Origin of the sequence: Legionella longbeachae, from assembly GCF_004283175.1 — a bacterium.
Lineage (GTDB): Bacteria > Pseudomonadota > Gammaproteobacteria > Legionellales > Legionellaceae > Legionella > Legionella longbeachae.
The window spans coordinates 1-15,319 of the sequence record NZ_RXNW01000013.1 but is presented as its reverse complement, the minus strand read 5'-3'; the positions used below and the strand labels follow the sequence as shown (position 1 = coordinate 15,319).

Genomic DNA, 15,319 nt, shown 5'->3' with positions numbered 1-15,319 from the left:
AATGCTTATAGCTGGTGTAGATGAAGTAGGACGAGGACCTTTGGCTGGAGCTGTTGTAACTGCTGCTGTAATTTTAAAAAGCCCCATAGAGGGGCTTGCGGATTCAAAAAAATTAAGCGCAAAAAAACGTGAATTACTCTCATTACTTATTAAAGAACAAGCTCTAGCCTATGCTTATGGTCGAGCGGAAGTAGATGAAATCGATGCGCTTAATATTCATCATGCTACTTTATTGGCGATGCAACGAGCCGTAGAGGCTTTACCGGTTAAGCCTGATCAGGTATTAGTAGATGGCATACATATTCCTAAGTTAAATATTCCATGTAAGGCAATCGTTCAAGGTGATGATTTGATTCCCGAAATTAGTGCTGCCTCTATTCTTGCTAAAGTGTTTCGTGATGCAGAAATGGAAGCACTTGATGCAATTTATCCGGGATATGGTTTTGCTGGACATAAAGGATATCCGACAGTTGCACACCGAGAAGCATTAAAACGACTTGGACCAAGTCAAATTCATCGAAAAAGTTTTGCGCTAATTGGGAGTTTAATTTAATTTAAACTGTTAAATAAAATCTTATGCGAACTAATAGACATCAAGATACCAAAGCTTGCTAAAAAAGTAACCATTGCTGTTCCTCCATAACTCACTAACGGTAATGGAATACCGACAACAGGTATGATTCCCATGACCATGCCGATATTAACAAACCCGGACATGAAGAACGACATTGCAAGACTTGCTGCTAATAAGCGGGTAAATGTAGTTTGGGCGTTAGATGCAATATGGAGACTACGCAAAGCAATCATGACAATAAGAGCAATAATAGCAAATCCACCAGCAAAGCCAAACTCTTCACTACTCACAGCAAAAATAAAATCAGTGGCATGTTCTGGTAAAAAATTAAGATGGGATTGGCTTCCCTCTAACCAGCCTTTTCCTGCAAGCCCACCTGAACCAATAGCAATTTTTGATTGAATTATATGGTAGCCTGCACCAAGAGGATCTTGTTCCGGATCAAGCAGGGTATAAACTCGTTGTTTTTGATAATCGTGCATCACATGCCAAATGACGGGAATAGCAGAACCTACCATAAGTATAAGTAATAGGATTACTTTAAAGCGAATTCCTGCTAAAAACACAACACATAATCCCGCAGCTGATACCATAATTGCAGTACCCAAATCGGGCTGTTTGGCAATTAATAATGCGGGGACACAGATTATCAGTCCTGCGACAGCAATCGCTTTAAAACTACTCGGGCGAGCTTGACGGTCAAAATACCAGGCAGCCATCATGGGTACGGCTAATTTCATGATTTCCGACGGTTGAAATCGGAATAAACCTAATTCGAGCCAGCGTTGAGCTCCTTTACCGATTTTACCCATGAGCATTACTGCAATCAATAAAGTTAATCCTACACTATATATCCATGGGGTCCATATTTTGTATTTATGTGGTGGAATAAAACCAAGAACAAGCATGATGAACGATGCAAAAATAAGTCTCATTGATTGGCGTAAGACCATTCCCGTGTTTGCGTTAGAGGCACTATACAAAATCAAAAGACCAAAACTAATCAGTACAAGTAATAAACCTAATAAAGGGAAGTCCAGGTGTAATGATTTCGCAGTAAAGCGATAAACGGGTTTACTATTGAGTCTGTTCATTTTTCTTTTTCATTGGATAAAGTTTATAATAAGTATCAAGAATCTTGCGAGCAACCATTGAGGCCGCAACATCATTTTCTACAACCACAGCAATTGCGATTTCTGGTTTTTCAACTGGAGTAAAAGCAATAAATAAAGAGTTATCACGTAACGCTTCAGGGATATCTTCATATTTAGTTTTTTCATATTGTCTCCCACTAAAGACTTGGGCTGTTCCGGTTTTTCCTGCAACTGGATAGGGTGGATTGCGACCAAAACGATAACCTGTACCTTCATTACTGATTAAAACATTATGCATAGCATCCGCAACTATGTCCCAGTTTGCTTCATCTTTCAAATAAATAGGGTATTCTTCTATGGGTTTATATCGTTTTACCTCACCACTGTCACTATTTACGGTTTTTGTTAATAAATGAGGTCTGAATCGACGGCCATGTTGACTTAAAGATGCTGTTGCGTTCGCCATCTGTAATGGTGTAGCTAACATAAATCCTTGTCCTATGGACGTAATTAAGGTATCACCAGGATACCAGGGCACACCTTTAGTTTGTTTTTTCCAACGAAGACTTGGAACGATACCAGAAGCTTCTTCATGGAGATCGATTTGGCTTAAATGGCCTAAACCAAATTTGACAAGCATATCTTCAATATTGGAGATACCCATTTTATTGCCTAACTGGTAAAAATAGGTATCACAGGAAACGGTAATTGCTCTTTTAAAATTGATCATTCCATGTCCGGTTTTTTTCCAATCTCTATAGATATGGCTCGAGTTAGGTAGTTTATATTTTCCAGGATCATATATTGTTGTCGCTGTAGTTATAAAGCCTTTTTCCAAACCAGCCAAACCAACAAAAGGTTTAATTGTTGATGCTGGGGGATATACACCCCGAACAGCACGATTAAACAGCGGCCTTTGTAAGGTATTAGACAGTTTTTTATATTCTTTAGAGCTTACTCCAGCTACAAAAATATTGGGATCAAAACTAGGGGAGCTTACCATAGCTAGAACCTCACCATTTTTAGTGTTTATAGCTACAGCTGCTCCGCGCTTATCTTTTAATGCCTCATAAGCTGCTTGTTGCAGTCTGACATCGAGGCTCAAGTAAAGTTTTGATCCGGAATGGGGGTTGATTTTATCAATAGTTCTTAGAGTACGACCACTAACATCTGTTTCTACCATTTGATATCCGACTTTGCCGTGGAGAATGTCTTCATAGTATTTTTCAATACCAGCTTTACCAATAAAGTTTGTAGCGCGATAATTGGTAGGATCTACTGATTTTAATTCCTGGATATTGATTCTACCTACATAACCAAGAACATGTGCTGTTATTTCACCTAAAGGGTAGTGACGCATCAGACGAGCTTTGATGCTCACACCTGGAAAATGATATTGATTAATAGCAAAAATGGCGACTTCTTCCTGAGTTAACTTTAATTTGATGGGTATGGGAACAAATGAACGATTTTGTTTGCGAGTGCGCTTGAAATTTTCGATATCTTCGTCAGAAATTGAAGGAATTAGCTTTTGTAATTCAGCTAACGTTTGATCCATATTTTTAACATGCTCAGGAATGATTTCTAACACATATACAGGTATATTTTCTGCAAGTAATACTCCATTTCTGTCAAGAATAACTCCTCTTGGTGGCGCAATTGGAATAATACTCATTTGATTTTTTAGTGAAAGCGTTTGGTATTTTTTAAATTCAGAAATTTGTAGAAACGCAAGCCTTAAAACCAGGATTAAAGATAAAATGATCAGGAAAGCAACCAGCAAGTTAATTCTGAAAAGTTGATGCCGAGATTCGATTCGATAATTTTTAAATGATTGATTTCGACTCATAACCTACAGTCAATTAAGATGGATACAAAAAATCGCATGGTAACTTAAAATGGGGCTGTTTACTATAGATTTACTTACTTATGATATGGATGATTGTTAATAATAGACCAAGCTCTATACAATGTTTCTAGTAAAATAATTCGTACTAATGGATGGGGAAGAGTGAGTTTTGATAATGACCATCGTTCATCACAACGCTTGAGGGTTTCTTGGGAAAGACCCTCTGGTCCGCCTATTAAAAAACAGAGGTGGCTATCTGTATGTTGTAATTGTGAAATTTTAACGACCAACTCCTCACTGCTAAATGATTTTCCATCAATTTCTAAAGCGATAATTCGTGAATTATGCGGCAATGCATCTTGAATCAGCGCCGATTCCTTTTCGAGTATTTTGATTAAATCAGAAGACTTAGTCCGACGAATTAAAGGAATTTCGATGATTTTAAGTTGAATGCCGTCATTAAGGCGTTTTGCATATTCTTGACAACCTTGGACGACCCAAGCGGGCATTTTGTTGCCTAAAGTGATGATGGTAACTTTTAGCATAATATTTTTTAATGCAGCTCGCCCCAAAGACCCTCAAGATTATAGTATTGTCTGTATTCAGGTTGCATAACATGGACAATAACATCACTAAAGTCAATCAACACCCAATCGCCAGTTTCTAAGCCTGTACAATTCATTGCAGGCATCCCGGAGGATTTCATTTCCTCCATTATCTTCTGTGAGATTGCTTTAACATGGCGCGATGAACGACCTGAAGCAATAATCATATAGTCGGTAATAGTTGTTTGTTTGCGAACGTCGATTACTTTAACATCAATGGCTTGATTGTCATCAAGGAGATGCAATAATTTGTCTAACATTGGGTTTTGTTCTGACATATTTTTAGGTATTTATTATAAAAAAGCGCTGAATGATAGCAGTATTTTCTCTATATAAAAAGAGTTATGAGAATAAACTCGCTAGACTAGTAATATAAAAAACTTCTTAATCTCAATTATTCAGTCAAATGGACATGCGTTAATAAAAATTTAATGACTGCAAATAAAACCAGGCAACATAAAGAGGCAAGAAAAAGAATGCCTAATTGTTGTGTAAATGCGGCAGCATAAAGTGTCTTTAATACAGCAATATTAGTTTCCCCAGAAGGAATTGCAGTTAATGCTGCGAGTTTGCCTGATAAAAATCCTCCAATTCCCAGGGAAACAAAAAAGATTCCCATCATGGTACTGACTTTATTTTTATCGGCTAAAAGGGTGATTGCAGCTAAACCCACAGGTGATAATAATAGCTCTGCTAATGAAAACATTAAATATGCAGGAATAATTAAGAGTGGAGTGAGTAAAGAGTTTTTATCGGTAAAATTACTGACCAGAGCGATGACGCCATAAGCTAAGGTAGTAATAAAAATTGCAAGCAAGAATTTTTTCCCAATGCTTAAACCACGCTCAATTAAATTAAGTTTGAGATTCCTTCGTGACAGGACAAAGCCAATAACGAGCATGCCCAAGCTTTGGATGGTAACGTAATAGGGTGGAGGAAATAAAATGCCGCAAAATGTGGGTTCCACAACTCGTGAAATAAACAGGGTCAGCGACATAAACATTTGAAAATAGAATGCCCAAAAAACTACCGAAATGATGCATAATAATCCAATAACTAATGTTTGTCGTGATTGATTGGCGTTTTCTTTACTGACTGAATATAAGATGTACGCTGCAGAAAATAAAACAACAAGTCCAAATATAAGGTTAGCTAATTTGGGCGAATTTAAAATATAAAATGATAACGACCAAAGAAATATCATGAGAGCAATTGCTGTTATGATTTTTTTATATTGAAAAACAAAAGGGTTGTAGTCCTTTATTCTATATTTTCTGATCCCATATAAAAAGACAATAAAAGCAATGATCATTCCAATTGCTGCACTTGTAAAAGAAGCCATCCAGCCAAAATGGTCATGTAAGATACTGGGTAAAGTAGTACCTAAGATAATGCCAGTGGTTATTCCCATATAAAAGATGGTAAAGCCGCTTTCCCGACGTGCGCAACCCGAAAGATATTCATTACCTAAAAGGGAGGAAATGTTGGGTTTTAACAAACCAGTTCCTACTGCAATAGCCGCCAGTGATGCAGTAAGGACTGAAGGGTCATCTACCAGAGATAGTAGGCAATAACTTACAAATAAAACAACAGCTCCAAGTAAAACCGCTCTTTTTTGACCAATTAATTTGTCGGCTATCCAACCACCAACTACTGGTGAAAGATAGGTTAAAGCAGTAAACGAGCCAACTAAGGCATAAACTTGTTTATCCGGCCATTTAAAATACAATGCTAAATAAAGTGCTAGTAGTGATTGAACTACATAAAAGCCGTAACGCTCCCACATTTCAGTTGCGAAAAAGATGCGTAGTGATTTTGGATGTTTTTCGTTTTGCACTTTAATAATACACTTGATTGGATAATTTAATTATATAACATATCATTTTTTATGTTATATACAAAGTGATATTTTATATTACATCTTGTAGTTTAGATAATACAATTATTTGACATTTTAAAATAAAATAGCGGGTCACATTAAGACATAGTCTCCTCCATCCCGATTAAAGTCCTCTTATGTTTTTAAAATTGAAATTTATTACCTTATAACATATAGATATCTATGCTCTGAAATTTGTCTGGTGTATGATGCTTCTATTTGATTCTCTACAGGGGAGGATTTGTATGAACGGACACACTCAAAATCGAATAATTAGAGCTAATCGTGGGACTGAAAAACAAGCTAAAACCTGGTTGACAGAGGCAGCACTTCGTATGCTCTGCAATAATCTTGATCCAGATGTAGCAGAAGATCCTGATTCTTTAATTGTTTATGGAGGCTTGGGAAAAGCGGCACGCAATTGGAATTGCTTTGACAAGATTGTAGAAGTTCTTAAATCCTTAGAGGAACAACAAACTTTATTAATCCAATCAGGGAAACCAGTCGGTGTATTTACTACCCATGAAGATGCACCGCGAGTGCTTATTGCCAACTCTAATTTAGTTCCTCATTGGGCTACTTGGGAACACTTTAATGAGCTCGATAAAAAAGGGTTGATGATGTATGGACAAATGACCGCAGGCAGTTGGATCTACATTGGTTCTCAAGGAATTGTACAAGGAACTTATGAAACTTTTGTTGCCGCGGCTCGCAAACATTATGAAGGGGATTTAAAAGGGCGCTGGATTTTAACGGGTGGTTTAGGAGGTATGGGTGGAGCACAAACTCTCGCTGGCACAATGGCAGGAGCCAGTGTTTTGGCTGTTGAATGTGATTTATCAAGAATTGAAAAGCGCCTTAAAACTAAATACTTAGATCGTTATACTAAAAACTTAGATGAAGCTTTGTATTGGATAAATGAATCTTGTGAGAACAAAACTCCATTATCCGTCGCTGTTTTAGGTAATGCCGCAGAAATCTTTCCTAAGCTTGTTGAACGAGGAGTTTCCCCCGCTTTAGTTACAGATCAAACAAGTGCCCATGATCCATTAAATGGCTATCTTCCCGCGGGTTGGACTTTAGAACATGCAGCTGAATTACGAAAAACTGCTCCTGAAGAAGTTGTGGCGGCAGCTAAAAAATCGATGGCAGTTCAAGTTCATGCAATGTTGCAATTTCAAAAAAGAGGTATCCCTGTTTTCGATTATGGCAATAACATAAGGCAAATGGCTTTTGAAGCGGGGGAAAAAAATGCCTTCGCATTTGAAGGTTTTGTTCCGGCTTATATTCGACCCCTATTTTGTGAGGGGATAGGACCTTTTAGGTGGGTGGCTTTATCAGGAGATCCTGAGGATATTTATGCTACTGATGCAATGGTAAAAAAACTTATTCCGAATAATCCTCATCTGCATCAATGGTTGGATATGGCAAAAGAGAAAATATCATTTCAAGGGTTACCAGCCCGAATTTGTTGGGTTGGCTTAAAAGACCGTGCACGCTTAGCATTAACATTTAATTCCATGGTTCGCAGTGGAGAACTTAAAGCGCCTATTGTGATTGGGCGTGATCATTTGGATTCAGGCTCTGTGGCAAGCCCAAATCGCGAAACAGAAAGCATGATGGATGGTAGCGATGCAGTTTCTGATTGGCCCTTACTCAATGCGTTACTCAATTGTGCCAGCGGTGCAACTTGGGTCAGCATTCACCATGGCGGGGGGGTTGGTATGGGATTTTCACAACATGCTGGAGTTGTTATTGTGGCTGACGGAACAGAAAAAGCCGCGCTGAGAATATCGCGAGTTCTGCGTAATGATCCTGCTACTGGGGTAATGCGTCATGCCGATGCAGGTTATGAGATTGCAAAAAAATGCGCTGAAGAAAATTCACTTTGGCTACCTATGGAAGTGTAGAAATATTGTCTGAGTCCAAGATTGTTCCCAGCTCCAAGTGAAAATGTTAGATTTGTGAGCATGGATTCTAGTGGACAGGTAGGTGACTCAGGGGGCAGCGAAACGAACCCCAATGTTTATAGCACGATTTCCCGGGTTTCGCTTCGCTGCACCCAGGCTATATGTTTTAAAATAGCAAGGAGTTAATTGAATGGCTGAATATTTTATTCTTCAACCTGGGGCATTGACTTTACAGTCAATTAAGCACGTTTTAAATCAACAGCTAAAGTGTAGCCTGGCAGAAGATGCATTGACGCAAATTAATGCATCACATCAAACTGTTAAAAAAGTAATTCTTGATAAAAAAACAGTATATGGCATCAATACAGGATTTGGATCCTTAGCGAATCAAACCATATCTTCAGATAATTTAAAACAATTACAAAAAAACATTGTGCTCTCTCATGCTTGTGGTACGGGTGAACTACTCTCCGATGAAATCGTTGCTTTGATATTATTGCTTAAAATAAATAACTTGGCACAAGGTTATTCCGGGGTTCGTTTGGAACTTATTGAAACTCTAATTTCTTTATACAATCATAGGATTTACCCTTGTATTCCTTCTAAAGGTTCTGTTGGTGCCTCGGGTGATTTAGCGCCTTTAGCTCATATGTCATTACCTTTACTTGGTGTAGGGGATGTGCATTATCAAGGAAAAAAAATAAGTGCTCTAGAAGGTTTAAAAGTCGCTGGTCTAAAACCAATTGAATTAGAGGCTAAAGAGGGGCTGGCCCTTCTAAATGGATTGCAAGTTTCAACAGCAATTGCCTTAACCGCTTTGTTTGCTACAGAAAATCTGTTTGAAACAGCATTGATTACAGGCGCCTTATCCGTCGATGCAGCAAATGGTAGTGATGTTCCTTTTGATGATCGAATCCAAAAAGTTCGAGGCCATGAAGCTCAGCGAAGTGTGGCCGCATGTTATAGAGAGTTATTGGCAGGAAGTCAGATCAGAGAGTCACATCTTGATTGTGCTCGTGTACAAGATCCCTATTCGTTACGATGCCAACCTCAGATTATGGGAGCGGTACTTCATCAAATTCAATTTGTAAAGGAAACCTTGCAGGTGGAAGTGAATGCTATTTCGGATAATCCACTCGTTTTTAGTGAGCAAGAACAAATTATTTCGGGAGGTAATTTTCATGGTGAAATTGTTGCTATGGCAGCTGATAATCTTGCTTTAGCAATAGCTGAAATTGGCTCTAATGCAGAACGCCGAATTGCATTACTTATTGATAAAAATTTTAGTAATTTACCGGCTTTTCTAATTAAAGAAAGTGGTTTAAATTCAGGCTTTATGATTGCCCATGTGACTGCTGCTGCGTGTGCGAGCGAAAACAAAGCCCTCGCTCATCCGCATTCTGTGGATAGTTTACCTACCTCAGCAAATCAAGAAGACCATGTTTCCATGGCAACAAGTGCAGCAAGAAGATTACATGCCATGAATGATAATACTGCAACTATTTTGGCAATCGAATTATTAGCAGCAAGCCAGGGAGTAGAATTTCATAAACCGCTAAAATCATCGCAACTATTGGAAGAAGTGCACCAACGTCTACGATCCTACGTACAACCCTATGATAGTGATCGTTTCTTTGCGCCCGATATTGATCTCGTTAAAGAAAAAATTCTGGCAGGAGAGTTCACCACTCCTTATTTTCACCTGTGGGATATTAAGTAGGATCCGATGTGATTGTTGAAATTTATACTGATGGGGCATGTAAAGGGAACCCGGGACCTGGAGGATGGGGTGTGTTACTCCGTTGCAAAGGACAGGAAAAGACTTTACACGGTGGAGAAGCACATACTACAAATAATCGAATGGAGCTTATGGCCGCAATTAAAGGTTTGGAGGCTCTAAAACGTTCTTGTATTGTAGATCTATATACTGATTCCCAATATCTAAGACAAGGAATGCTCGACTGGTTACCCAATTGGAAAATGAAAGGATGGCGAAACTCTAAAAAAGAGCCTGTAAAAAATGCCGATCTTTGGATGATGCTTGATGAATTGGCTTCTCGCCACCAAATAAATTGGCACTGGGTTAAAGGCCATTCAGGTCATTTGGAAAATGAGCTCGTTGATGCTTTGGCTAACCAAGCAATTGAAGAATTAAGAGAGTAACGCATGCGACAAGTTGTTTTAGATACAGAAACTACAGGTATTGGGCATGAGCACGGACATCGTGTCATAGAAATTGGTTGTGTGGAATTAATTGATAGAAAATTAACCGGAAATCATTTTCATGTTTATCTCAATCCACAGCGTCTTGTTGATGAAGGAGCATTCCGTGTTCACGGAATTAGTAATGAATTCTTACAGGATAAACCTTTATTTGCAGATGTAGCTGAGAAATTTTGGCGGTTTATTAGTGGTGCAGAATTAATTATTCACAATGCACCTTTTGATGTAGGTTTTTTAAATTCAGAATTACAACTTATTAACTGGAATAAGAAGCTTGAGGTTTATTGTAAAATTACCGATACCTTGGTTTTAGCAAGAGAAAAATATCCAGGACAACGTAATAGCTTGGATGCCTTATGTAAGCGGTATGGAATTGACCATTTTAATCGAGAGTTACATGGGGCTTTACTAGATGCCGAGATTCTGGCATTTGTCTATTTAGCAATGACGGGTGGGCAAACTAGCTTATTTGCAGAAGTAGAAGAAACCTCCCTTCATGTTAATTCTAAAAGCCAAGAAACTGTTGCACTTCACTTGGAAAATTCTGTGGTTTTGCCAGCAAGCGCCGAAGAGCTAGAATCACATCAATTATTTATTGATTTTTTGCATAAAAAATCTGGAGTGAATTACTGGGAAGAGAACTGATATTTTTATTCTATTCCCAGAATACAATTTGCGAAGAATGCACCAGGAATTCCTGCGCTGTTTTCTGTTGCACTCTCTGATTTAAAATTATTAAATAATACAATGTACGTGTTCATCTACTTGAGCTTGCTGCGTTTTTTCTTCTAAATTTACTTCTAATAAGTTTGTTGATGAACTTGGATTTAAAGAGCGGTCTTCTTCTGTCTTTACTTCGCAATATTTTTGATCGGTTGTTTGTTCTGGGCGTTTAACGATTTTTGAACTTGTGTTTAAAGAGTGAGATATTCCTCTGTAACTTTCATGTGGGAGTACCGTATCATTAATTACCTCGGATTGTGAAGTAAATTTTGTCGTAGCGAATCCGAAAGCTCCGCTCATTAATGCCAAGCCTGCCCCTGTTGTGGCAGCAAAAGCGACTATACCCAATATGCCAACACCAAAAGGAGCAAGTACTCCAGTAGCACATAGACCCGCTCCAATACCAGCTCCAAGCAACAAACCTGCCGCTGCAAATAACCCAATAATTTTTTGTTGTTGATGATGTGACGGTAGTTCTTTATTAGCCTTATTACTAGGCACTTTATGTTCATATTTTTGTTGATGCTGACTGGATATCTTTTCTTGTGGATTAGGTATCTCGGGTTGTGAACTAGGTATCTCTGGTTGTGAACTAGATATCTCTGGTTGAGGATTGGATATTTTTTGTTGTTCCGAATGACTCTTAATTTTTTTATTATTGGAAATTTGATTTGTCTCATCATTTTGAGTAAGTATTTTTATATTGTTATTGTTAAGTAGGTCTAACAGTTTGAGAGTACAGTAATTGCTCGTATTAGTTAAACAATGATGCTCTCTCAAGTGAACAACGGGTATTTGATCATTCATTTGAACGCCAAGTAAAAAATCATCTATTTGATTTTTGTTCATTTTTAACTCTTCAGAGCAATGATCTATTAAATCATGTAAATTTTGAATTTTTTGCTCCAGCATTAGTATCAATTCTTGATAAGTAACTAGATCTAAATAGTGACGTTGCGGGCTTTGGTTATTTAATTCTTTTAATTTGAGATTAGGTAGTTCATTAATTGTTTGTTTATAACGCGCAATATCAGAACGTGCATTCTTTATCTTCGAGTTATATTTATCTATCAGAGTGACAAGAGCAGAGTTATATTCATTTAATGAAATAAATTTTTGATAAGCCATCTGCTTATCTTCGATGCTCTCTTTAAATTGGACTATATTATGACCCAATAGAAAGTGAAATAGCGTCGTAGCATCGTCATTAACGGCATCAATAGTGATCGAGTTATGGAACTCTTCAATTTTATCGGGATAATCATTTATATCTAATTTGTTTTGATTAAAATTTTTCATTTTCATAGCTCAATAAGATGCCGTTACTTGATTGTTAAAATTTAATCAAAATGAGACATATAATACCAATTAATTGTTTTAATATGTCATATAATTTTTACAAATAATGTATAAATTTAATTGGAATATTTTCAAATTTTTTAATTAAAATTAGGATCTTAGGTAATAGATATAACATACTGTAAGCAGATATCATTTCTTCGGTGTATGTGTTACCAAATCTGAATGTCTTTCCTGATTTCAGAATTAGTAAGCGGTTAAAGGTAAACAGTAAGTCAATTTGATGAATTAATAGTTTATGTAAATCAACAATGCTATGCATTGTGAATAATGGGCTCAGGAAATAATAATTATTCATATCCCGAGCTCACTTTGACGTAATGGAGATATTCCCAGATACTTTTCATACTTTGTTCTTTTGATTTATCATTTTGTTAACTTTTTGGAATCAAGTATTTAATCGCAAAATCTTTGCCAATGCATTCTCCAAGCGCTTTTCCCCAGTTAGCTGCTGTCTCATCTGTGAGTTTATCGGGAATCTTTGCATAGAGTTCTTGTTGACATTTACTGACACTTTCAGGAATTGCACTCAGGCATTGTTCGTGAGTCATTTTGATATCATCAAGTCGTTTTTTCAACTGAGCATCATTTTCAAATCCTTTGCAAATAAGATCAGGAAGTAAAGGAGTAATTGATTTGAACCATTCATCTTTTGTAATACTTGGAGAAGTACTTGATGAACTTGTGCCTGTAGTGTCAGTGCTTGTAGTGCTGGCAGTGCTAGGACTATCAGCTTGTGCCGCGTAGGGTAATAAAGTGCAACTCATAAAAATTGCTGTTACTGCAGGTATCAGTCTACTCATGATTCAATCCTTTTAAAGGGTACTCAATTATTATAGTAGAACAATTATTGATTGATTGTACAAAAAAATATTGTAATGATTAAAAATTAATCTAAAATATAAAGTGAAGATGAATAATAATTAGGGAATAATTATGGAAAAACAAAATCCTATTTTATCGTCGCTAGCTTATATCTTATTCCTTCCGCTATTGTATTTGTTTTGTTTGTCTCCAGCTTACGCGAATACTTTTGTTTTCAATCCAAATACGCTTTCGTGGAAAGCTATTAACTCACAAGGAAAGGTAGTTCGCACTGGAAGAGCTTCGGGAGGCAGGAAATACTGTCCAGATATACATAGAAGCTGTAAAACTCCTTCTGGTGTTTTCTCTGTTTGGAGTAAAGGTGGCCCAGGATGTGTTTCCAGTCGATATCCCGTAGGTAAGGGTGGGGCTCCTATGCCTTATTGCATGTATTTTTCTAAGAATTATGCCATACATGGCTCCTATGAGGTACCTCATTACAACGCCAGTCACGGATGTATACGTTTGATCCCCAGTGATGCTAAGTGGCTAAGTCATAATTTTATTAAAATAGGAACCAAGGTAATTGTTTATCCTTATTGATCGGAATCTTGTTTTAGAAAACAGAATTTAATTTTCTGTTTTCTAAAGATGTTAACACGCCTTAGGCAAGTTTTCTTTTATTCTTCATCATCAATGCTAAATGAGGAACCACACCCGCAAGTAGTTTTAGCATTCGGATTGCGGATAACAAATTGTTCGCCTTGAATCCCTTGAGTATAGTCAATTTCAGCATCATGCAAATATTGATAACTCATTGAGTCAATGAGAAGTTTAACAGAGGATACTCCATCTGAGCATTGTTGAACTATTACGGTATCATCTTCATTAATCTCTTCATCGAAACTAAACCCATATTGAAATCCTGAGCAGCCACCGCCTGTAATAGAAATACGAAGATTCAAGTTGAAATTATTTTCTTCTTTAATCAGCTCAGCCACCTTATCTGCTGCACTAACAGAAAATCGGATATCACTGGTGGTAGGGGATATATCTATAGCAGCCATTTTAACTCCCGTTGTATTCATATAATTATAATCTAACTGTCCTAAATGCAATTCTGAATTTAAGACTATCTAATAATGTGTTCAATAGTAGCGCCACCCAGGCACTGGTTTTTATCATAAAAAACAATATATTGTCCTGGGGTAACTGCGCGTTGCGGATTTGAAAACATTACATAATGTTGATTTCCATCCTCAGGAGAAATCATGCAGCCTTGTTCTGCTTGTCTATATCTTGTTTTTGCATAACAAGTAAGTGGTAACCTATCCTTACAATCGGCTAACCAATGAATTGGGCCGCATACAAGACCATGTGCATAAAGCATCGGATGTTGGCTGCCTTGAGCCACATACAAAGTATTAGTGCTTATATCTTTATCGACAACATACCATGGGTCGTCCGACGTGTTTTGTAGGCCACCAATACCTAGCCCTTGTCTTTGTCCTATAGTATAAAACATTAATCCGTCATGTTTCCCTAATACCTTTCCTTCGGTATTTTTGATTTCTCCTGGTCGAGCCAAAATGAACTCTTGTAAGAAAGACTTAAAGCGTTTTTCACCAATAAAACAAATACCCGTCGAATCTTTCTTGGCGTGGGTGACTAATCCTAATTTTTGGGCAAATTCCCTGATTTCAGTTTTTGTGTAATCTCCAATGGGAAATAAGGTTTTTCCCAAAGCTTTAGGATCTACTGCGTGTAGAAAGTAAGTTTGATCTTTATCTCTATCTTTTGCTTTAAATAAAAAACCGGTATCTCCATCGATTACATTTTTTGCATAATGACCAGTAGCAATATAATCTGCACCAAGGGTTAACGCATGGTCTAAAAAAGCTTTGAATTTTATTTCTTTATTACAGAGTACATCAGGGTTTGGAGTTCTTCCTTTTTCATATTCACTCAAAAAATAGGTAAATACATTTTGCCAATATTCTTTAGAAAAATTGGTAGTGTGTAGAGGGATTCGCAATTGATTACATACTGCTTGAGCATCAGCAAGATCTTGTGCTGCAGGACAAAATCCATCTTTGTCATCCTGCTCCCAATTTTTCATAAACAAGCCCTCGACTTGATAGCCTGTTTCTTGCAATAACCATGCTGCAACTGAGGAATCAACTCCTCCCGACATTCCAATAATAACTTTAGCTTTCATAAAATTGAGATACCGCTTAATATTAAAAAGTGAAAAAATATAATTTTAATAAATTTATATTTATAAAATAGAGTTTAACTG

General features: G+C 37.2%; 15 protein-coding genes. 6 read left to right on the top strand and 9 right to left on the bottom strand.

The window, feature by feature from the left end; translation table 11 throughout:
- Position 1 precedes the first annotated feature (1 nt).
- Positions 2 to 553: a ribonuclease HII gene (rnhB, locus tag EKG34_RS13390; protein ID WP_003631773.1), complete on the top strand. Its 552-nt coding sequence runs from the start codon at positions 2 to 4 to the stop codon at positions 551 to 553.
- On the opposite strand, the gene rodA is transcribed toward rnhB, so the two are convergent.
- The 5 genes from rodA to EKG34_RS13365 form a co-directional block, all read right to left on the bottom strand.
- Positions 550 to 1,668, bottom strand: a complete 1,119-nt coding sequence (gene rodA / locus EKG34_RS13385; RefSeq protein ID WP_003631772.1) for a rod shape-determining protein RodA — start codon at positions 1,666 to 1,668, stop codon at positions 550 to 552. The genes rnhB and rodA overlap by 4 nt on opposite strands.
- Positions 1,652 to 3,517 carry a penicillin-binding protein 2 gene (mrdA, locus tag EKG34_RS13380; RefSeq protein ID WP_012979065.1) on the bottom strand — a complete coding sequence of 622 codons (1,866 nt, stop codon included), beginning with the start codon at positions 3,515 to 3,517 and terminating at the stop codon, positions 1,652 to 1,654. The genes rodA and mrdA overlap by 17 nt, the downstream gene beginning before the upstream one ends.
- Before the next feature lie 74 nt (positions 3,518 to 3,591).
- Complete coding sequence (gene rlmH, locus EKG34_RS13375) at positions 3,592 to 4,062, bottom strand: 23S rRNA (pseudouridine(1915)-N(3))-methyltransferase RlmH (RefSeq protein WP_003631771.1); 471 nt, start codon at positions 4,060 to 4,062, stop codon at positions 3,592 to 3,594.
- Between the two features lie 8 nt (positions 4,063 to 4,070).
- Positions 4,071 to 4,400 carry a ribosome silencing factor gene (rsfS, locus tag EKG34_RS13370; protein ID WP_003631770.1) on the bottom strand — a complete coding sequence of 110 codons (330 nt, stop codon included), beginning with the start codon at positions 4,398 to 4,400 and terminating at the stop codon, positions 4,071 to 4,073.
- A 116-nt stretch (positions 4,401 to 4,516) separates the two neighbouring features.
- On the bottom strand, positions 4,517 to 5,959 hold the full coding sequence (locus tag EKG34_RS13365) for a peptide MFS transporter (protein WP_003631769.1): 1,443 nt from the start codon (positions 5,957 to 5,959) through the stop codon (positions 4,517 to 4,519).
- A gap of 287 nt (positions 5,960 to 6,246) precedes the next feature.
- Here EKG34_RS13365 and hutU point away from each other — a divergent pair, with 287 nt between their 5' ends.
- The 4 genes from hutU to dnaQ all read left to right on the top strand — a co-directional run bounded on the left by hutU (position 6,247) and on the right by dnaQ (position 10,779).
- A complete protein-coding gene (hutU, locus tag EKG34_RS13360; RefSeq protein ID WP_003631768.1) occupies positions 6,247 to 7,911 on the top strand; it encodes a urocanate hydratase in 1,665 nt (554 codons plus the stop codon).
- A gap of 190 nt (positions 7,912 to 8,101) precedes the next feature.
- Positions 8,102 to 9,631, top strand: a complete 1,530-nt coding sequence (gene hutH / locus EKG34_RS13355) for a histidine ammonia-lyase (protein WP_012979066.1) — start codon at positions 8,102 to 8,104, stop codon at positions 9,629 to 9,631.
- An 8-nt stretch (positions 9,632 to 9,639) separates the two neighbouring features.
- On the top strand, positions 9,640 to 10,074 hold the full coding sequence (rnhA, locus tag EKG34_RS13350; protein WP_003631765.1) for a ribonuclease HI: 435 nt from the start codon (positions 9,640 to 9,642) through the stop codon (positions 10,072 to 10,074).
- Positions 10,075 to 10,077: 3 nt separating this feature from the next.
- On the top strand, positions 10,078 to 10,779 hold the full coding sequence (dnaQ, locus tag EKG34_RS13345; protein ID WP_003631764.1) for a DNA polymerase III subunit epsilon: 702 nt from the start codon (positions 10,078 to 10,080) through the stop codon (positions 10,777 to 10,779).
- A gap of 90 nt (positions 10,780 to 10,869) precedes the next feature.
- On the opposite strand, the gene EKG34_RS13340 is transcribed toward dnaQ, so the two are convergent.
- Both EKG34_RS13340 and EKG34_RS13335 read right to left on the bottom strand, forming a co-directional pair.
- Positions 10,870 to 12,156: a hypothetical protein gene (locus tag EKG34_RS13340; protein ID WP_003631763.1), complete on the bottom strand. Its 1,287-nt coding sequence runs from the start codon at positions 12,154 to 12,156 to the stop codon at positions 10,870 to 10,872.
- 434 nt (positions 12,157 to 12,590) lie between these two features.
- Entirely contained in the window at positions 12,591 to 13,019 is a 429-nt protein-coding gene (locus EKG34_RS13335) for a hypothetical protein (protein WP_003631762.1), read from the bottom strand.
- Between the two features lie 133 nt (positions 13,020 to 13,152).
- Here EKG34_RS13335 and EKG34_RS13330 point away from each other — a divergent pair, with 133 nt between their 5' ends.
- Positions 13,153 to 13,623: a L,D-transpeptidase gene (locus EKG34_RS13330; protein ID WP_003631761.1), complete on the top strand. Its 471-nt coding sequence runs from the start codon at positions 13,153 to 13,155 to the stop codon at positions 13,621 to 13,623.
- 77 nt (positions 13,624 to 13,700) lie between these two features.
- Here the strand turns inward: EKG34_RS13330 and erpA are convergent, their stop codons facing one another.
- Together erpA and mnmA are read right to left on the bottom strand one after the other, a co-directional pair.
- Complete coding sequence (gene erpA / locus EKG34_RS13325; protein WP_003631760.1) at positions 13,701 to 14,087, bottom strand: iron-sulfur cluster insertion protein ErpA; 387 nt, start codon at positions 14,085 to 14,087, stop codon at positions 13,701 to 13,703.
- A gap of 65 nt (positions 14,088 to 14,152) precedes the next feature.
- Complete coding sequence (gene mnmA / locus EKG34_RS13320) at positions 14,153 to 15,238, bottom strand: tRNA 2-thiouridine(34) synthase MnmA (RefSeq protein ID WP_003631759.1); 1,086 nt, start codon at positions 15,236 to 15,238, stop codon at positions 14,153 to 14,155.
- Positions 15,239 to 15,319 lie beyond the last annotated feature (81 nt).